Source organism: Saccharopolyspora indica, assembly GCF_027853965.1.
Lineage (GTDB): Bacteria > Actinomycetota > Actinomycetes > Mycobacteriales > Pseudonocardiaceae > Saccharopolyspora > Saccharopolyspora indica.
This window is the reverse complement of the sequence record NZ_JAQGLB010000025.1, coordinates 37154-55948: the sequence shown is the minus strand read 5'-3', so window position 1 is coordinate 55948 and position 18795 is coordinate 37154. Positions and strand designations below refer to the sequence as shown.

The 18795-nt window shown below is 70.9% G+C and carries 18 protein-coding genes; 9 read left to right on the top strand and 9 right to left on the bottom strand.

Going from position 1 to position 18795, the window contains the following annotated elements; all coding sequences use genetic code 11:
* Position 1: 1 nt before the first annotated feature.
* Positions 2 to 1324, bottom strand: a complete 1323-nt coding sequence (locus tag OU416_RS35140; RefSeq protein WP_270931393.1) for an MFS transporter — start codon at positions 1322 to 1324, stop codon at positions 2 to 4.
* A gap of 55 nt (positions 1325 to 1379) precedes the next feature.
* Entirely contained in the window at positions 1380 to 2648 is a 1269-nt protein-coding gene (locus OU416_RS35135; protein WP_270931392.1) for an SLC13 family permease, read from the bottom strand.
* A 257-nt stretch (positions 2649 to 2905) separates the two neighbouring features.
* Between OU416_RS35135 and OU416_RS35130 the strand changes: the two genes are divergently transcribed.
* The 5 genes from OU416_RS35130 to OU416_RS35110 all read left to right on the top strand — a co-directional run bounded on the left by OU416_RS35130 (position 2906) and on the right by OU416_RS35110 (position 8297).
* Positions 2906 to 4387: an aldehyde dehydrogenase gene (locus OU416_RS35130; RefSeq protein WP_270931391.1), complete on the top strand. Its 1482-nt coding sequence runs from the start codon at positions 2906 to 2908 to the stop codon at positions 4385 to 4387.
* 42 nt (positions 4388 to 4429) lie between these two features.
* On the top strand, positions 4430 to 5341 hold the full coding sequence (locus OU416_RS35125) for an NAD(P)-dependent oxidoreductase (protein ID WP_270931390.1): 912 nt from the start codon (positions 4430 to 4432) through the stop codon (positions 5339 to 5341).
* Positions 5338 to 6810, top strand: coding sequence for an FAD-dependent tricarballylate dehydrogenase TcuA (gene tcuA / locus OU416_RS35120; protein ID WP_270931389.1), 1473 nt, complete (start codon positions 5338 to 5340; stop codon positions 6808 to 6810). Before OU416_RS35125 ends, tcuA begins: the two co-directional genes overlap by 4 nt.
* Positions 6803 to 7588, top strand: a complete 786-nt coding sequence (locus OU416_RS35115) for an N-acyl homoserine lactonase family protein (RefSeq protein ID WP_270931388.1) — start codon at positions 6803 to 6805, stop codon at positions 7586 to 7588. The genes tcuA and OU416_RS35115 overlap by 8 nt, the downstream gene beginning before the upstream one ends.
* 88 nt (positions 7589 to 7676) lie before the next feature.
* Positions 7677 to 8297 carry a GntR family transcriptional regulator gene (locus OU416_RS35110; protein WP_270931387.1) on the top strand — a complete coding sequence of 207 codons (621 nt, stop codon included), beginning with the start codon at positions 7677 to 7679 and terminating at the stop codon, positions 8295 to 8297.
* Here OU416_RS35110 and OU416_RS35105 read toward each other — a convergent pair whose 3' ends face one another.
* Both OU416_RS35105 and OU416_RS35100 read right to left on the bottom strand, forming a co-directional pair.
* A complete protein-coding gene (locus OU416_RS35105; RefSeq protein WP_270931386.1) occupies positions 8298 to 9509 on the bottom strand; it encodes a glycoside hydrolase family 10 protein in 1212 nt (403 codons plus the stop codon). It lies immediately after the preceding gene.
* 310 nt (positions 9510 to 9819) lie between these two features.
* The gene (locus OU416_RS35100; RefSeq protein WP_270931385.1) at positions 9820 to 11094 is read right to left on the bottom strand and encodes a helix-turn-helix domain-containing protein; all 1275 of its coding nucleotides are present in this window, start codon (positions 11092 to 11094) and stop codon (positions 9820 to 9822) included.
* A gap of 137 nt (positions 11095 to 11231) precedes the next feature.
* On the opposite strand from OU416_RS35100, the gene ahcY reads away from it, so the two are divergent.
* Complete coding sequence (ahcY, locus tag OU416_RS35095; RefSeq protein ID WP_270931384.1) at positions 11232 to 12485, top strand: adenosylhomocysteinase; 1254 nt, start codon at positions 11232 to 11234, stop codon at positions 12483 to 12485.
* Between the two features lie 3 nt (positions 12486 to 12488).
* Here the strand turns inward: ahcY and OU416_RS35090 are convergent, their stop codons facing one another.
* Together OU416_RS35090 and OU416_RS35085 are read right to left on the bottom strand one after the other, a co-directional pair.
* The gene (locus tag OU416_RS35090) at positions 12489 to 13838 is read right to left on the bottom strand and encodes a HAMP domain-containing sensor histidine kinase (RefSeq protein WP_270931383.1); all 1350 of its coding nucleotides are present in this window, start codon (positions 13836 to 13838) and stop codon (positions 12489 to 12491) included.
* A complete protein-coding gene (locus OU416_RS35085) occupies positions 13835 to 14506 on the bottom strand; it encodes a response regulator transcription factor (protein ID WP_270931382.1) in 672 nt (223 codons plus the stop codon). Before OU416_RS35085 ends, OU416_RS35090 begins: the two co-directional genes overlap by 4 nt.
* A 57-nt stretch (positions 14507 to 14563) precedes the next feature.
* On the opposite strand from OU416_RS35085, the gene OU416_RS35080 reads away from it, so the two are divergent.
* The 3 genes from OU416_RS35080 to OU416_RS35070 all read left to right on the top strand — a co-directional run bounded on the left by OU416_RS35080 (position 14564) and on the right by OU416_RS35070 (position 17094).
* Positions 14564 to 15481, top strand: coding sequence for an endonuclease/exonuclease/phosphatase family protein (locus tag OU416_RS35080; RefSeq protein WP_270931381.1), 918 nt, complete (start codon positions 14564 to 14566; stop codon positions 15479 to 15481).
* Positions 15482 to 15573: 92 nt separating this feature from the next.
* On the top strand, positions 15574 to 16077 hold the full coding sequence (locus tag OU416_RS35075; protein ID WP_270931380.1) for a hypothetical protein: 504 nt from the start codon (positions 15574 to 15576) through the stop codon (positions 16075 to 16077).
* A gap of 168 nt (positions 16078 to 16245) precedes the next feature.
* Positions 16246 to 17094, top strand: a complete 849-nt coding sequence (locus OU416_RS35070; protein ID WP_270931379.1) for an alpha/beta fold hydrolase — start codon at positions 16246 to 16248, stop codon at positions 17092 to 17094.
* Between the two features lie 152 nt (positions 17095 to 17246).
* Here OU416_RS35070 and OU416_RS35065 read toward each other — a convergent pair whose 3' ends face one another.
* The 3 genes from OU416_RS35065 to OU416_RS35055 all read right to left on the bottom strand — a co-directional run bounded on the left by OU416_RS35065 (position 17247) and on the right by OU416_RS35055 (position 18672).
* Complete coding sequence (locus tag OU416_RS35065; RefSeq protein ID WP_270931378.1) at positions 17247 to 17435, bottom strand: DUF397 domain-containing protein; 189 nt, start codon at positions 17433 to 17435, stop codon at positions 17247 to 17249.
* Positions 17435 to 17866, bottom strand: coding sequence for a Scr1 family TA system antitoxin-like transcriptional regulator (locus OU416_RS35060; RefSeq protein ID WP_270931440.1), 432 nt, complete (start codon positions 17864 to 17866; stop codon positions 17435 to 17437). Before OU416_RS35060 ends, OU416_RS35065 begins: the two co-directional genes overlap by 1 nt.
* Before the next feature lie 89 nt (positions 17867 to 17955).
* Positions 17956 to 18672, bottom strand: coding sequence for a hypothetical protein (locus OU416_RS35055; protein ID WP_270931377.1), 717 nt, complete (start codon positions 18670 to 18672; stop codon positions 17956 to 17958).
* Positions 18673 to 18795 lie beyond the last annotated feature (123 nt).

Below are 18795 nucleotides of genomic sequence, written 5' to 3'. Positions count from 1 at the left end.
CTCAGCGGTCCCTTCGTTCGGTCGAATGCGCGCGGCCCGGTTGCGTGGCCCAGAAGACGGCGGCGAAGGTCAGGACGCTCACGGTGATCAGGTACGGCGGCAGGGCGGCCGCGGAACCACCGCCGGTGGCCAGCAGCGCGGTCAGGACCAGCGGTGCGAAGCCGCCGCCGAAGATCGCGCCGAGCTGGTAGCCGAGGGAGGCCGCGCTGTACCGGACCTCGGGCGCGAACATCTCCGCGAACAGGGTGGCCATCGGCCCGTACATCAGCGGGTGGATCAGCGAGAGCCCCACGACGCAGGTGAGGCCGAGGACCCACGTCGAGTTCGCGGACTCGTTGACGAGGAAGAACGGGTAGGCGAACGCGGCGAACAGGGCCGCACCGGTGAGGAAGACCTTGCGCCTGCCGATGCGGTCGGACAGGGCCGCCGCCAGCGGGATGGTGACCACTTCCAGCGACGCGGCGATCGCGACGACGACCAGCACGGCCGAGCGCTCCAGCCCCAGCGAGGACGTGCCGTAGGTGAGGACGAACGTCGCGACGAGGTAGAAGTTGACGAACGGCGCGAGGCAGCAACCGACAGCGAGCAGGATGTTGAGCGGGTGGTCGCGGACGGCGTCGACGATCGGCAGCCTGGTTCGCCCGCCCGCCTGCTTCACCTCCTGGAACTCGGGCGACTCGATGACGTTGAGCCGGATGAACATGCCCACGACGACCAGGGCCGCGCTGAGCAGGAACGGCACCCGCCAGCCCCAGCTCATGAAGGCGTCCTCGGGCAGCATCGAGAAGCCGCCGAACGCGGCGGTCGCGAGGACCAGCCCGGCGGGGGAGCCGGCCTGGGTCCAGCTGCCCGCCAGCCCGCGCTTGTGCGCCGGGGAGTGCTCGACGGACATGAGGACCGCGCCGCCCCATTCGCCGCCCACGGCGAACCCCTGGACGAGCCGGCACAGCACGAGCAGGACCGGCGCCAGGACGCCGATCTGGGCGTAGGTCGGCAGCAGGCCGATCGCGACGGTGGAGGCGCCCATCCCCACGAGGCTGTAGATGAGCATGGACTTGCGGCCGACCCGGTCGCCGAAGTGCCCGAAGAGGACACCTCCGACCGGCCGGGCGATGAAACCCGCTGCGAACGCGCCGAAAGCGGCGATCGTGCCCGCCAGTGAGGAGAATTGCGGGAAGAACAGCCGGTTGAAGACCAGGGCGGATGCGGTCCCGTAGAGGAAGAAGTCGTACCACTCCACGGTGGTGCCGATGAAGCTCGCGGCGATGACCTTGCGCGCCATCGAGCTGGAACTGGGCTGCGGTGCTCGGATCGTGTGCGGCATCGGACCTCTTCGGCGTGCGACGGTGTGCGATCGGATTCGGGAGTTCGCGGGATGCTCAGCCCAGGCCGAGCACCACCAGCAGGAGCCACGGGACGAGCGAGCCGGCGACCAGCATCGCGCCCGCGTAGAACACCAGTTGGCGGAAGTAGACCTGCTTGTCGCGGTTGCGGACGTTGGCCATCAGCATCGCGCCGCTGGGCGAGGTGGGGCTGACGTCCACGACGCTGGCGGCCACGCCGAAACCGGCCACCGCGCCGGGGATGTGCGGGAAGTCGGCGGCCTGCAGCGGCGGGATCAGGATGGGGAACGTCGCGCCGAGCGTCGCGGTGGTGGAGGCGAACGCCGAGACCACGCCGCCGACCAGGAACGCCAGCAGCGTCGTCAGGACCGGGTCGCCCAGGCTGCCGATCGCGTGGGAGGCGTAGTCGATCGCGCCGACCTCCTTCGCGACCCCGACGAAGACGAACAGCCCCGAGGTCAGCAGGATGACGCTCCACGAGATGCCCCGGATCGCGCCGTCGGCCCGCTTCGGGAAGAACAGGGTGAGCAGCGCGCCGAGGCCGAAGGCGGTGATCCCGACGTCGAGGCCGAAGCCCAGCGCCAGCACCACCAGCGCGGCGATGGCCAGCAACGTCACCTTCTGCTCGCCGGTGACATCGCTGCTGGTCACCTCCGCGCCGACGCCGTCGACGGCCGGTTCCGCGCCGTGGCCGCGCCGGATCAGCCGCAGGCCGCCGAAGGCGAAGTACACCGCGGTCATCAGCAGCAGGTACATCGCCAGGAAGAGGGTGAACACCGACCAGATCGACACGTCGGCCAGCCCGGACTCGGTCAGCACGCGCTGCGTGACCGCGCCGTAGGAGTTCAGCGGTGACATCGCCGTCGCGTTGACGCCGTGCAGCACGATCAGGCCCATCAGCAGCGGGCTGACCCGGTACTGCGCGGCGAAGGTCATCGCCAGCGGTGCCAGCAGCGCCAGCGCCGCGGAGGGGAAGACCCCGAAGGCCACCAGCAGGGCCGCGATCGCGCCGAACACCACCGGGATCAGCGCCACCTTGCCGGCGACCAGCCGCACACCGGTCCGGATGATGAGCTCGACGGTGCCGTTCTCGCGGGCGATCGCGAACAGGTACGTGACCCCGGCGATCAGCACGAAGATGTCGGCCGGGAAGGACTCCAGCAGCTGGTCCGAGGACAGCCCGCCGACGGTGGCGACCACCAGCGCGGCGACGAAGCCGAGCGCGCCGATGTTGACGTTGAAGGTGATCGCCATGGCGAACATCAGGACCAGGCAGCACACGCTGGTCGCGATCGCAGCGGACATCGTTGTTCCTCTCCGCGGGGGACGACGGCGGCCGCTGCGGATGCAGCGGAGCGCGACTGTATGCAGCAGGATACGTTTGCGTCCTTCGGCGTCAATACCCTTTCTGCCTTGTGCGCTCTCTTGTTCGTGGGCTGGTGATCCTTGCTTGACATAGGGCATCGCGCTGTGCGTATTCTTTTGTATACAACGGCGTGCCGATGTGGACCGAGGATGTCGAGGCGCGCCGCGAAGCCGACGACCGACACGGAGCGCGCCACATGACCAACCCCGAATTCCGGATGCTCGTCGGCGGGCAGCGGGTGCGGGCGGCCACCGGGCAGGAGCTGCCCGCGATCAACCCCTTCACCGCCGCCGAGTTCGCCACCGTCCCGGACGCCGGCCCGCAGGACGTCGACGCCGCGGTCGCCGCGGCCCGCGCCGCCTTCGACGGCGGCTGGTCGACGACTCCCGGCATCCGCCGCGCCGAACTGATGCACCGGTTGGCCGGGCTGGTCGAGGAGCACGCCGACGAGCTCGGGCGGCTGGAGTCTGCCGACAACGGCAAGCTGGTCCGCGAGACCACCGGCCAGGCGCGCTTCGCGGCCCGCAACTACCGGTTCTTCGCCGGGTACGCCGACAAGCTCTGCGGGCGCACCATCCCGCTGGACACCCCGGACGCCCTGGACTACACGGTGGCCGAGCCGATCGGCGTCGCGGCCCTGATCACCGCCTGGAACTCGCCGATGCAGCTGCTGGCCAACAAGCTCGCCCCGGCGCTGGCGGCCGGGTGCTGCGTGGTGGTCAAGCCTTCCGAGCACGCCTCGGCGACCACGCTGCGGATGGCGGACCTGGTGGAGCGGGCCGGATTCCCGCCGGGCGTGATCAACATCGTGACCGGCGGCCCGCAGGCCGGGATCGCGCTGACCGAGCACGCCGGCCTGGACCGGATCAGCTTCACCGGCAGCGTCCCGACCGGCAGCGCGATCGCCGCTGCCGCCGCCAAGAACCTGGTCCCGGTCACCCTGGAGCTGGGCGGCAAGTCGCCGAACATCGTCTTCGCCGACGCCGACCTGGACCGCGCGGTCACCGGCGCGGTCGCCGGGATCTTCGCGGCAGGCGGGCAGACCTGCATCGCGGGCAGTCGGCTGCTGGTGCACGAATCGGTCTACGACCAGGTGGTGCAGGCGGTCGCGGCGCGCGCCGCGGAGATCCGCCTCGGCGATCCGGCGGACCCGCGGACGCAGATGGGGCCGGTCGCCAACCGGCCGCAGCGCGACCGCATCCAGCGCGCCATCGCCGCCGGAGTCGAGTCCGGGGCCCGCGCGGTGGCCGGTGCCGCGCCGGTCGACGAACCGGCGCTGGGCGAGGGCCTGTTCGTGCGGCCGACGGTGTTCGCCGACGTCGCCAACACCTCGGCGCTGGCCCGCGAGGAGATCTTCGGCCCGGTGCTCAGCGCGATCCCGTTCGCCGACGACGACGAGGCCGTCGCGATCGCCAACGACAGCGACTTCGGCCTGGCCTCGGGGATCTGGACCAACGACCTGACCCGCGCCCACCGGGTCGCCAAGCGGCTGCGGGCGGGCACGGTGTGGGTGAACACCTACCGCGCCAGCGCCGCGCAGGCCCCGTTCGGCGGGACCCGGAAGTCCGGCTACGGCCGCGAACGCGGCGAGGAAGCGCTGCACGAGTACCTGAGCACGAAGAACGTGATGATCGACCTGACCGGCCAGACCCCGGACCCCTTCTCGATCCGCCTCTGAATTCTTTTCCCGACGAACTCGTCAACTGGAAGGAGAACGCCGGTGAGCGACGCCGTTTCGCTGTGTGGCCTGGGGAACATGGGCGGTGCGGTCGCCGGGCGCCTAGCCGCGCGTGGTCCGCTTCGCGTGTTCGACCTCGATCCGGAGCGGGTCGCGCGGGCCGTCGAGCACCCGCAGGTCACCGCCGCCGGATCGGTGGCCGACCTCGCGGAGACCGACGTCGTGGTGCTCTCGCTGCCCGCGCCGAAGATCTCGCTGCAGGTGATCGCCGACCTCGCGCCGCGGATGCGCGCGGGCGGCGTGATCCTGGAGACCAGCACGGTCAACCCCGCCGACGTGCTCGAAGAGCAGCGGATCTGCGCGGCGCACGGGATCGGCGTCGTGGACGCGGCGATCCTCTCGGGCGTGGCCCAGATGGCCGGTGGCACCGCGACGCTGCTGGTCGGCGGCGAGGAGTCCGATGTGGACAAGGTGGCCGGGGTGATGGGCGCGATCAGCGCGACCACCACCAGGTTCGGCCCGGTGGGCAGCGGCATGGCCGCGAAGGTGATCAACAACGCGGTGGCGCACGCCGTGATGGTGGTGCTGGCCGAGGCCGGGGCGCTGGCCGCGGCCACCGGGGTGTCCGGTTCGGCGCTGGCCGCGCTGCTGTCCGGGCCGGAAGCCGGGCTGACGCGGCCGCTGACGCACCGCTTCGCGGAGCGGATCCTGCGCGGTGACTACGAGGGCGGCATGCCCACCGAGGCCGCCCGCAAGGACTCCACCCTGGCGCTGGCCATGGCCCAGGACACCGGTGTGCCGCTGTTCGGCATCCAAGGCGCGCACACCGTCTACGAGCTCGGCGTCGCCGAAGGGCTCGGCAGGCTCGACTACGCCTCGATCGCCACGCTCTGGGAGCGCTGGACCGGGCGCCCCATGACCGAAACCTCCGACGACGAGGGAGACGAAGGATGACCGACCAGTTCGACGTGGTGGTGGTCGGCGGCGGCAACGCCGGGTTCTCCGCCGCGCACTCGGCCGTGGAGCAGGGCGCGAAGGTGCTGCTGCTGGAGAAGGCGCCCGAAGCCGCGGCCGGGGGCAACTCGTTCTACACCGCGGGTGCGTTCCGGTTCGCCATCGACGGCATCGAGGAGTTCGCCGACCTGCTCGAACCCGACGAGCGGCACACCGACTCCGTGGTGCCCGCCTACCCGGCGAGCGCCTTCGCGGCCGACATGCGGCGGGTCACCGGCGGCAGGTGCGATCCGGTGCTGACCGAGGTCCTGGTCTCCCGCTCCGCCGACGCGGTGCGCTGGCTGGCCACCAAGGGCATCAGGTGGCGGCTGATGTACGAGCGGCAGTCCTACCTCTCGGACGGCAAGTGGGTGTTCTCCGGTGGCCTGTTCGTCGGCACCGTCGACGGCGGCAAGGGGCTCATCGCCCAGCACACCGAGGCCGCGCTGGAAGCGGGTGTGGAGATCCGCTACGGGGCGGAGGTCACCGCGCTGCACCAGGCCGAGCGCGGTGTCACCTACCGCGATTCCGCCGGTGCCGAGCACCGGATCGCCGCCGGAGCCGTGGTGCTCTCGGCCGGTGGCTTCGAGTCCGACCCGCAGCGCCGCGCCGAGCACCTCGGCGAGGGCTGGGACCGCGCCCTGGTCCGCGGCACGCCCACCAACACCGGCGAGGTGCTCGAACTCGCGCTGGCCCTCGGCGCCGCCCCGCACGGCGACTGGGGTTCCTGCCACAGCGTCGCCTGGGACGCCGACGGCAGCCCGACCGGCGGCAACCGGGAGCTGACCAACCAGCTGACCCGGCAGAGCTATCCGATCGGCATCGTGGTCAACGTCGACGGCGAGCGCTTCGTCGACGAGGGCGCGGACTTCCGCAACTACACCTACGCCAAGTACGGCCGGGAGATCCTGCACCAGCCGCAGGGCCGCGCGTTCCAGCTCTTCGACGCCAAGACCCGCCCGCTGCTGCGCAAGGAGGAGTACGACTCGCGGCCGATCGCGGGCGCGCAGGCCGGCTCGCTCGCCGCGCTCGCCGCGGAGCTGGGCGTCGACGCGGCGGGTTTGCAGCGCACCGTCGAGGAGTTCAACGAGTCCATCATGGACGAACCGTTCGACCCGGCGGTCAAGGACGGCCGCGCCGCCCGGGTCGACCCGCCCAAGTCCAACTGGGCGCAGGCGCTGGACACCGCCCCGTACTACGGCTACGTCGTCGGCTGCGGCATCACCTTCACCTTCGGCGGCCTGCACGTCGACGAGTCCGCCCGGGTCCTGGACACCGGCGGCCGGCCGATCGAGGGGTTCTACGCCGCGGGGGAGATGGTCGGCGGGCTGTTCTCCGGCAACTACCCGGGCGGCAGCGGCCTGACCTCGGGAGCGGTGTTCGGGCGGCTGGCCGGTGCCGGGGCCGGGAGGTCGGCGCGCCGTGGCTGAGGAGTTCCAGGTCTACGCGATCAGGTTCGCGCACCGGGGCGCGTCGGTGCGCGGTGAGCACTTCTACGGCCACGACCCGTGCGCCCTGGACGACTGGCCGATCTCCTACTACGTGTGGCTGGCCGTCTCGGACTCCCGCGCGGTGCTCTTCGACGCCGGTTTCACCCCGGAAACGGCGGCGCGGCGCGGCAATCGCGACTACCTGCGCTCCCCGATGGACACCATCCGCGCGCTGGGCGTGGAGCCGGATGGCATCGGCCACCTGGTGATCAGCCACCTGCACTACGACCACTCCGGGCACGTGGCCGACTTCCCGCGCGCGGAGGTGGTGCTGCAGGAGTCGGAGCTGGCGTTCTGGACGTCCCGGCACGCCTCGCGCGGGCAGCTGGCGCACTTCGTGGAGCCCGCCGACGTCGGCTACCTGGTGGAGCAGAACTTCACCGGCCGGGTGCGCCTGGTCGACGGGGTGCACGAGGTGGTGCCGGGGGTGACCGCGCACCGGGTCGGCGGGCACACCCCGGGCCTGCAGGTGGTGCGGGTCCGCACCGCGGCGGGCAACGTGGTGCTGGCCGCCGACGCGTCCCACTTCTACGAGAACGTCGAGCAGCGCAAGCCCTACGGGGTGGTGACGCACCTGCCGACGATGTACGACGCCTTCGACGTCCTGCACGCGCTGGCGGACCGCCCGGAGCTGATCGTGCCCGGCCACGATCCTCAGGTGCTGCAACGGTTCCCGGCGGTGCCGGGCCTGGAGGGACTGGCCGTGCGGATCGCCTGAGGGCGCAATGCATACCGAGGTATGCTGTGGCTCGTCGAGTGCTCCGCCGCGAGCGGATCTGCAGAAGGAGGGGGCAGCGCTGTCCGAGGTGTACGACCGGCTGCGCGGCGAGATCGTCGACGGCACGTTCGAGGCCGGGGCCCAACTGGTCGAGCTAGTGCTGGCCGAGAAGTACGGCACCAGCCGCACACCGGTGCGCGAAGCGCTGCGCCGCCTGGAGCAGGACGGCCTGGTCGAACGCGCCGAGCGTGGCATGCGGGTGCGCACCCGCAGCCCCGAGGAGATCCTGGAGATCTACGAGGTCCGGATCTCCCTGGAGGCCACCGCGGCCGCCGCCGCCGCCCAGCGGCGCAGCGACTTCGACCTGATCCGCATCCGGCGCGCCCAGACGGCGATGGACGGCACCGCGACCGATGATCCGCCCGCGATGGCGGCGGCCAACCGCGCGGTGCACGAGGCGATCTGGGTGGCCAGCCACAACGGCACCATCGTGGACCTGCTGACCCGCCTGAACAACCACCTCACCCGGTACCCGGCGACCACCCTGAAGGTCCCGGGCCGCTGGTCCGAAGCTCTGGCCGAGCACCACGCCCTCATCGACGCGATCGAGCAGCGCGACGCGGACCGGGCGCACGACCTGGCGCGGGATCACATGACCAAGGCGCGCGAGCTCCGGCTGCAGATCTACCGGGACGAGCCGGGCGACTGATCAGCCGCCGTAGTGCTCCTCGACCACCCGGGCGATGGCCTCGGCGGCGTTGCTGGTCAGCGACTTCGCGCTGAAGTAGATGTCGCCCTTGACGCCGGGGTTCTCGGCGTTGAGCGCCAGGTGCTCCGACAGCTCGCCCGGATCGGTCCAGCCCTCCTGGCCGACGCGGTAGGCGGCCTGCCCGATGTAGAGGTCGACGTCGGTGCCGGCGACCGCTTCCGACCACCAGGGAACGAGTTTCGCGTAGTCGGCGGCCGAGTGGCCGATCGGCCAGTAGACCTGCGGGGCGATGTAGTCGACCCAGCCCTGCTGGACCCACTTGCGGGTGTCGGCGTAGATCGCCGAGTACGACTCCAGCCCGTTGGTGTCCGAGCCGTCCGGGTCGCTGGAGGCGTTGCGCCAGATGCCGAACGGGCTGACGCCGAACTGCGCGTCCGGCTTGGCCTCGTGCACCTCGGTGTCCAGATCGGACACCAGCCGGTTCACGTTGTCGCGCCGCCAGTCGGCGATGTCGGTGAAGTCGCCGCCGTGCTCGGCGAAGGTGTCCTCGTCAGGGATCTGCTCGCCCTCGACGGGGTAGGGGTAGAAGTAGTCGTCCAGGTGCACGCCGTCCACGTCGTAGTTGCGCACCGCGTGCATGATCGCCTCGGTGACGAACTCGCGCGCCGCGGGCACGCCCGGGTCGAAGTACAGCTTGCCGCCGTAGGCGAAGGTCCAGTCCGGGTGCTGCCGCGCCGGGTGCTCGGGCACCAGCGCCTGCGGATCGTCCTGCATGCTGACCCGGTACGGGTTGAACCAGGCGTGGAACGCCAGCCCGCGCTGGTGCGCCTCGTCGACGGCGAACTTCAGCGGGTCGTAGCCGGGATCCTTGCCCTGCTCGCCGCTCAACCAGTGCGACCACGGCTCGTGCGGCGACGGCCAGAACGCGTCCGCGGTCGGCCGGACCTGCACGAACACCGCGTTCAACTTGTTGTTCACGGCCTGGTCGAGCAGCTTCCGGTACTCGGCCTGCTGCTGCTCGGCGGACAGGCCCGGCTTGCTCGGCCAGTCGATGTTGGCCACCGAGGCGATCCACACCCCGCGCATCGCCGTGCTCGGCGCCTTGGCCGCGGCACCGGCGGTGCTGAACACGCCCAGCAGGACCGCCACCATCCCCAGCGCCAGGACCAGCACGTCGGCCCGGATCCGGCGCAACCCCTGTGCTCGGGTCAATTCAGCTCGCCTCCGCCGCTCATCGTCGACCGCGGCACAGGGTACGGTCCGCGGCCCTCCCGACGCTGCAATGGCGAGGAATTACCACCCGAAGAGACTGTCCCTGCTCGTTTTGCGTGGCGGTGCGGGTAGCGGAACCTCAGAGGCTTCCTGGACTGCGGGTGCCCAGCCTGATGTATGACCAATACACGGCGGAGGGGCCGTCCTCGCCAGGAAACCTCTGAGAACCCGCGGCGGTGCGAGCTGCGAGGGTGGGCTAAACGCCTCCGGCGTTTCAAAGACAAAGAACCAGGAACAGTCTGAGCAGTTGCTAGCGGACCGCCGCCAGCTGCCGGGTCAGCTGGCGCACCGCGCGCTCGCTGTAGTCGGAGGGGATCGTCTCGCTCAGCTGCTGGGCGCGGTCGGCCAGCGCCGAGGCGCCGTCGACGTCCTGCGCGCGCAGGTGCGCGTGCGCGAGCCAGGTCGTGTAGAGCGCGGTCTCGCGGACGCGGCGGTGATCGCAGCTGCGGATCGCCGAGGTCAAGCGCTGCCGGGCCTGCCGGGTGCGGCCCAGCGCGGTGTCGACCCGGCCGACGATGATGTCCATCTCCTCCGGCGTCAGCCAGTAGACCCACGCCGGATCGGGATCGCCGTCGCGGCGGCGCCCGTACTCGTCCTGAGCGCGCTGGATAGCGGTGGCGGCTTGACCGGGCTCGCCCGCCGCCACGTGCGCCCACGAGGCCCGCGCGTGCAGCAGCGCGCGCACGGTCGGCGTCGCGGCGTCGCGCCCCAGGCCGTCGATGCGCGCCTGCGCCGACTTGGCCACCAGAACCGCATCGCGCGCCCTGCCGTACTCGGTCAGGTGCCCGGCCAGCGCCGACACCACCTGCGCGGCAAGCACCGGGTCGTCGGCGGCGTGCGCGGCCTGGATCCCGCTGAGGTAGTAGCGCTCGGCGGTCGCGATGTGCCCGGCGTCGGCGGTCGACCAGCCCGCCAGCTGGCACAGCTCGGCGATGACCCGCAGCAGTCCGCGGCCGATCTCCTCGGGATAGCTCGACGAGCGCAGCAGCGCCGCGGTGCCTGCGAGCTCACCGCGGATCGTGGTGTGCAGGTCCCCACCGGCCATCACGTCGTCGGCGTGGTGCAGGTACCGCAACCGGGCCTGGAGGCGACCGAGCGCGCCGGAACCGACGCGCTGGCCGGATTCGCTCCGCCACGCCACCGCGGGCGGCGGCGGGGTGATCAGCCACTGGTGGGCCACGCGCACCGCGCGATCACCGGTCAGCCCGGGCGCGGGGGCGTTCTCCGCCAGGCGTGCGGCGAGCCCGTCGCGCTCGGCCGAGGTCCAGACGTCCTTGATCAGCTCCACCGGGTCGACGGCGGGCACTTCCCGGACGACGGCGGGGTGCGGCAGCAGCCCGGCGAGCTGGTCCAGTGAGAGCCCCAGCTCGCGGGCCAGCGCCTCCCGCATCCGCGGGGTCGGCGTGGAAGCGCCCCGCTCCCACCGCGCCACTGTGGAGACGTCCACCTCCAGCCGGTGCGCGAGCGTCTCCTGCGTGTGGCCGCGGCTGCGGCGTTTCTGTGCGAGGTCGGACTGGCGTGCCACCCCGGCGACGTTACGCGTGGAACCCGCCCGCCTCCAGCTCGTTTCACCAGATGCCGGGTTGACGCCCGGTTCGTGCTCTGGTTCCCGCGCCGGCGGCGCGGTGGACTCGGTTGGTCCACCGAGGAGAGGAGCACCCGATGCCCCTGCTGCGCGATCCGGCGCTGGCCGACGACGGCGCCCGCAAGATCGAGTTCGCCCACCGCCGGATGCCGGTCCTGGCCGGCCTGACCGAGCGCTGGGCGGCGGAGAAACCGCTTCGCGGCGCGCGCATCGCCGCCTGCCTGCACGTCACCACCGAGACGGCGAACCTGTGCCGCGCGCTGGTCGCGGGCGGCGCCGAAGTGGCGCTGTGCGCGTCGAACCCGCTGTCCACGAAGGACGACGTCGCCGCCGCGATCCAGCGGGACCTGGGCGCCGAGGTCTTCGCGATCCGCGGCTGCGACCGCGAAACCTACTACCAGCAGGTGAAGGGCGCGCTCGACATCGAGCCCACGCTGATCGTCGACGACGGCGCCGACCTGACCGCCACGGTGCACGAGCAGCGCCCGGAACTGCTGCCCGCGATCGTCGGCGGCACCGAGATCACCTCCACCGGCGTGATCCGGATGCGCAACATGGCCGCCGACGCCGCACTGCGCTACCCGGTCCTGCCCACCAACGACGCGCTGACCAAGCACCTGTTCGACAACCGCTACGGCACCGGGCAGAACACCATCGACGGAATCCTGCGCGCCACCAACATCCTGCTGGCCGGGGCGACCGTGGTGGTGGCCGGCTACGGCTGGTGCGGGCGTGGCGTGGCGGCGCGGGCCCGCGGCATGGGCGCCGACGTCGTGGTCACCGAGGTGAACCCGGTGCGGGCGCTGGAGGCCAAGCTCGACGGCCTGCGGGTGCTGCCGATGCACCGCGCCGCCGCCGAAGCCGACGTCGTCATCACCACGACCGGCAACCGCGACGTGGTCACCGTCGAGCACATGCGGCTGATGAAGGACGGCGCGGTCGTCGGCAACTCCGGGCACTTCGACCTGGAGATCGCGGTCGACGACCTGACCAGCACCGCGACCAGCCGCCGCTACCTGCGCGACAACTGCGTGGAGTACACCCTCCCGGAAGGCCACCGGATCCTGCTGCTGGCCGAAGGCCGCCTGCTCGGCCAGGCCGCCGCGGAAGCCCACCCGGCCGAGGTGATGGACATGACCTTCGCGACCCAGGCGCTGGCGGTCCGCTACCTGGTGGAACGCGCGGGCGAGCTGGCACCGGCGGTGCACCCGATCCCGCAGGAGATCGAGGACGAGGTGGCGGTGGCCAAGCTGGCGGCCTACGACATCACCATCGACGAGCTCACGCCCCGCCAGCACGAGTACCTCACGTCCTGGCAGTTCGGCACCTGAGGATCACGTCGCCGGGAACCGCAGCCGGAACAACGCCCCACCGCCGGGCGGTGACTCGGCGGTGGCGGTGGCGCCGTGCGCGGTGGCCACCTGGTGGACGATCGCCAGGCCGAGACCGGAGCCGGGCAGACCGCGCGCGGCGGCGGAGCGGTAGAACCGGTCGAAGACGCGGTCCAGCTCGGCCGCCGCGATGCCCGGCCCGCGGTCCTGCACGACGAGCTCCCCGCCGTGCAGCCGGACCTGCACGGTTCCGCGGGCCGGGCTGAACTTCGCCGCGTTGTCCAGCAGATTCGTCACGGCCCGGGCCAGCGTGCGCGGCACCCCGTCGAGAACGGTCGGTTCGAGGTCGGTTTCGAAGGTGATGCCCGGGTGGTGGCGGCGGGCGACGGCCGCGCACCGCTCGACGAGCTCGTCCAGCCGGACGTCCTCGGTCTCCTCGGCCGGTGCCTCGTCGCCGCGCGCCAGGTCGATCAGATCCGTGACGAGCCCGGTCAGCTCGACGGCCTGCGCGCGCAGCGCCTCGATCGTCGCCGCCCGCTGCCCGGGGCTCAACCGGTCCGCCCGGGTGAGCAGGTCGATGTTGGTGCGCAGACCGGTCAACGGGGTGCGCAACTCGTGCGAGGCGTCGGCGACGAGCTGCCGCTGCGCGGTCAGCGATTCCCGCAACGCGCCGAGCGCCTGCTGGAGCTCGCCGAGCATCGTGTTGAAAGCCGTTGCCAGCCGGGCGATCTCGTCGTCGCCGCGAACATCGAGGTGTTCCTGGGGATCGCGGGTCCGGGCCACCCGCTCGGCCGTGGACGTCAGCGCGGCTACCGGTGCGAGCCCGGCCCGGGCGACCGCGAACCCGGCGACGGCCGCCAGCACGACCCCGGCCGCGCCCGCTGCCAGCAGCGCGAGGCTGATGCGCCGCAGGCTCTCGTCCACCCGGTCGGAGCGGACCGCGACCTCGACGGCGGTGCCGGTCGCGAGCGGAGCGGTCAGCATCCGCACCGGGAACCCCTCCAGCACGATGTCGCTGAAGAACGCTCCGCTGCGACCAGCGGCAACGGCCGTGGTGCGCTCGTCGACCGGCAACGCGCTGTCGCCCTCGACGCGACCGCTGACGTCCACCTTCTGCACGCATGCCGGTGCGGCGAGGAACACGCACGGTCCGGCGGGCGACCACGCCCCGGGGGAGGCCTGCTCCAGCCTGACCAAGCGGGCGACCTCGCGGGTCAACCCGAGGTTCAGCGAGCGGTCCAGCTCGTGCGCCACGATCGCGTACCCGGCCACCGCCATGCCCGCCACCGCGACGGTCACCGCCAGCGCGGTGGCGACGGCGATCCGCAGCCGCAGCGGCCAACGGCGCCTCATCGCGCACCGAGCCGGTAGCCGATGCCGCGCACGGTGTGCACGAGCCGCGGCTCGCCGCCCGCCTCCAGCTTGCGGCGCAGGTAGCGGACGTAGACCTCCAGCGAGTTCGAGGCCGGGCCGAAGTCGGTGCCCCACACGCGCTCGGTGATCACCTCGCGGGGCAGCACCTGCTCCGCGTTGCGGGCCAGCACCTCCAGCAGCGCGAACTCGGTCCGGCTGAGCTCGACCACCCGGTCCCCGCGCAGCACGCGGTGCGCCGCGGTGTCCACGGTGAGGTCGGCGACGCGCAGCACCGCTTCGTCCTCGGGGTAGCTGCGCCGCAGCAGCGCTCGCACGCGGGCGAGCAGCTCCTCCAGGTCGAACGGTTTGACCAGGTAGTCGTCGGCGCCGGCGTCCAGCCCGGCGATCCGGTCGGTCACGGCATCGCGCGCGGTGAGCACCAGGATCGGCGTCCGGTCACCGCCCGCGCGCAGCCGGCGGCACAGCGTCAGCCCGTCCATGAACGGCATCAGCAGGTCGAGCACGATCGCGTCCGGCTGCGACCGGGCCATCTCGGTCAGCGCCTGCGCGCCGTCACCAGCGGTGCCGGTCTCGTAGCCCTCGCTCCGCAGACCGAGCACCACCGCGTCCCGCACCGACGTCTCGTCCTCGACGACCAGAATCCGCATCCCACCAGGATGCAAGCTCTCATCCAGCTCTCATCTCGGGCACCGAACCTGCCGGGTGTGAACAGCGACCAAAGCGGATCGACCCGGCTGCGGGTGACGGTCCTGATCGGCTGCGGGGTGCTCACCCTGCTGCTCGGCGCGCACGAACTGGTGCCCGACATCAGCGGCGCGGGCACCCTGCTCGACAGCGCGGCGCCGTGGCTCGGCCTGCTCATCCCGGTTCTCGTGGTGCTCGGGCTGGTCGGCAGGACCCGCGCCGCAGCGGCCGTGCTGGTCCCGGTGGTGGTCTGGTGCGCGGCGTTCGGCACCGCCCTGCTCCCGCGGGCGTCGGCCTCCGGCGACCTGCGGGTGGTCAGCCAGAACGTCTTCGCGGCCAACGAGAACCCGGCGGCGACGGCCGCGGACCTGGCGGCGACCGGAGCGGACGTGATCGGTGTGCAGGAGCTGACCGGCCCGGCGCGCTCAGCCGTGGGGGAAGCCCTCGGGGCGGACTACCGGCACCACGAGCTCCTGGGCACGGTGGGCGTGTGGAGCAGGTACCCGATCGAGGCCGTCGAGCCGGTGGACCTGGGGATGGGGTGGACCCGTGCCCTGCGGGCGCGGATCCGCACTCCGAGCAGCCCGATCGCGGTGTACGTGGCGCACCTGCCGTCGCTGCGACCGGACTCCGTGGCCGAGCGCAACCGGGGCCTGGCCGAGCTGCGCACCGCGCTCGTCGCGGACCGGGCGGAGCGGGTGGTCGTGCTCGCAGACCTGAACACCGCGACCACCGATCGCGAGATGGGCCCGCTGCTGCGGACCCTCCGGGAAGCCGAACCGGCGGGCTTCGGCTTCACCTGGCCGGCGGTCGCACCGCTGGTCCGCCTGGATCACGTGCTCTACCGGGGCATCACGTCCACCGGCGCCGACGTGGTCGAGACCCGGGGGAGCGACCACCGCGCCGTGCTCGCCGACTTCGCGTTCGACCACGCGTGACGGCCGATCGGGTGTTGTTCGGCGGGACACCGGCCGGTCGGCCGGAAGACGCCGCTAGCGTGGGGCCTCCATCTCGGGACGGGAGAGGCCTGATGCGCACGAGCGGAGTCGCGGTGCTGACCGCGGTCGCGTTGCTGGGACCGGCGGGCAGCGCCGCCGCGGAGCCGCCCGGCGAGTGGGTGCCCGCGCCGTCGGAGCCCTCCACCGCCCCGGCCGGTACCAGGTGCGCGTTCGACGTGCGCGTCGAACAGCTGGTGGACGAGGTGGTCAAGCGGGTGGTGGAGACCTACCCGGACGGTTCGGTGAAGCGCGAGGAGTACAAGGGGCCGCTCATCGACCGGGTCACCAACCTGGCCACCGGCGAGTCCGTCGAAGCCAACGCCAGCGGTCACGCGTTCCTGACCTACCGGCCCGACGGCGTGGTCACCTGGGACTGGAGCGGCCCGGTCCTGATGGGCTTCGGCCCCGGCCAGAGCAACCACGACCCCGGGCTCTACCTGCTCACCGGTCACTACGCGGTCGACATCTCCGACGACTACCGCCTGGTCCGCCGAGCCGACGGCGAGGAACGCGACCTCTGCGCGGAACTCTCCTGACCACAGCTGCTAACGTCCTGCGCATGGGTTTCGCAGTCGTCTACGCCCGCACCCGGATTCCGGCCTGAGGCCGCCGCTTCCGCGCGTCCTCCCCGAATCCGTTCCCGGTGCCCGCTGACGGCACCGCACATCTGACGCTCCGGCGTCCGACCGGGAGTACGACAACCCATGAACACCACCTTCGTCCTAGTCCACGGCGCGTCCAGCAACGCCCAGAGCTGGGTGCCGCTGCAGCAGGAACTCGCGCTGCTGGGACACCGCTCGCTGGCCGTCGACCTGCCGGGACACGGCGCGGCGCGGCAACCCGCCGCCTACTACCGGAACCCGCAGGACCTCGCCGAACTGACCGAGGCCCCGTCGCCGATGGCCGGGATCGACCTGGCCGACAACGTCGAGCACGTGATCGCAGCGGTGCGACGCGTCGCCGAGCACGGCCCGGTGATCCTCGTCGGCTCGAGCATGGGCGGCGTGACGATCAGCGCCGTGGGCAACGAGATCCCCGAACTGCTGGGCCGGATCGTCTACCTGTCGGCGTGGTGCAGCGCCACCACCCGGACGATGGCCGAGTACAGCACGTCGCCCGAGCACGCCACGAACCTGCTCGACGACGCGGCACCGTCGGCGATGATCGGCGACCCGGAGGCCCTGGGAGCCGCCCGGATCAACTGGCGCGGTGTGGCCGGAGAACTGTTCGCCGAGCTGAAGGCGGCGATGATGGCGGACGGCACCGACGCTGAGTTCCGGGCCCTGCTCAACACCCTCGACCCGGACGAGACGATGGCCCCGGCCACGGCCGACGCCCAGCTCCGAGCCGAAGCCTGGGGCCGGATCCCGCACTCCTACGTCCGCTTCACCGAAGACCGGTGCATCCCGATCGCGATGCAGGACAGGATGATCGCCGAAGCGGACGACCTGACCCCGGACAACCCGTTCGACGTCCACTCCGTCGACGGCAGCCACGTCTGCTTCTTCAACCGAGCCCGAGAGGTCGCAGCAATCCTGGCCCACCTGTCGTAATGGGCTGATCCCCGCTTGAGAAGCGGTGACGCCGTGAAAGGGTGCCTTCGCCGGACTGCACGGCGAAGGCACCCGACACATCAGACGTGCTCGGGTGCGCCGTTAGTCCTTACCCCGCAATGACTTCCGTGCGGGTGCCGAGGTGCGCGCTGTCAGCTGCGTAATGAGCTGAGGAACGCGTTCCAAGCTGCTGAGTCGAAGGCCAGCACGCCGTCGTCAGGAGCCTTCGAATCGCGAACCCGCACAGCGTCGTCGAGCAGACGCACCTCGACGCAGTTGTCCCCGCCCGAGGTGCTTCGCGTGCTCTTGAACCAGCTGGTGTCTTGTTCGCGTCGACTCATCAGGAACTCTCCAGGGTCTTCTCGATGAGCTCTCGGGATTCCTCGAGGCTCAGTGCGAGTTCGCAAAGGTGGTCGAACCCACGGAGCATGATCTCAGTGTCGCTCTGGTCGTGGTAGTAGGTCGATGGCCCGAAGACGACGTTGGAGAAGCCGACCGGGCCTCCCTTGTCGCCGAAGCCGAATACCGTGAAGCCGCCACCCAGCTCCGGGTTCTGGTAGACCCCGTGAGGCAGTACCTGCACGATCGCGCCGTTGTCGTCGATGAGTCGCAGAACGTGGGCGCGCTGCCCGTGCATGACTTCAGGGCTGCCCACCGCTGCGTGCAGCGCATCTTCAGTGAACACGAAACAAAGGGTTACTGGTTCGAGTTCAGTCGGAGGAGCGCAAAGCCCAGGTCGAAGACCTGGGCTTTTGTTTGGGCGGCAGTTTATAGTGTCGAGAGATCAGCGGCATAGAGTCTGACCCCTCGACACTAGACTTCCTTGAACAGGGGGTTCGGCTGCCAGCGACTCGAACTTCGCTACTGGGAGCTCAGTCCACCAGTGCGGTGTCGTTTGATGAACAAGTTCATTGCGTCGTGCGTGACTTCGCCGACGGTGCCGAGATGGGACGGGTTGTCGGTGTAAAGCTCGTTGAGCCAGAGGATCCACAGCTCGTACGCTTCGCGTAGGTCATCGGCGAGTTTTTGGCATGCCTCCAGCGTTGCTGCGAGGACGCTGGCACTTCCGACTCCAGCGTACTCCAACGCCGTTGGCCATAAGTCAGAGGAGAACTGCTCCAGAAGGTCACGAATGCGTTGCGCACATACGTCACGATGAGCTTTTAGCGCGTCGATGAAGGCGTCTTCGTCGTATGAAGCCCGAGGCGCTATCTCTCCGAACTTTGGGAGCTCGGGCCCAACGGTGCGAAGGAACGCATTGGGGTCGGGTGCTTCGAACGGGTTCGGCTCCGGGTCGCCGGGAAGGTGGATCGATGCCAGGCGGCAAAGTTCGTCGAGCTGCGCGTCGTCGACTGCCGTGTTGATGAGGCCGATCGCGTGAGTAACGGACTGTTCCACCATGGTGAATTCGCTCTCGGCCAGTTGATCGTCGATTTCGAATCTGATTTCTTGGATCCTCCGTGCTGGATCACGGAGGATGTCGATGTTGGTCTCGATCGACTCGTCGCGACGTTCTCGAAGCGCCTGGAGTCCTTCGAGAAGGGTGTCTGCGTCGAGGAGAATTTCAGCTTCGGGCACGTGGATCTCCTGGGCTGGTTCAGTGCGTTCAGGCAATGTAACCGGTGAGCTTCTCGAGCTCGGCGAGGTTACTGTTGTTTGGTCCTGTCGGTCTGATGCGTTCATCCGAACGGCGGCGTCGCT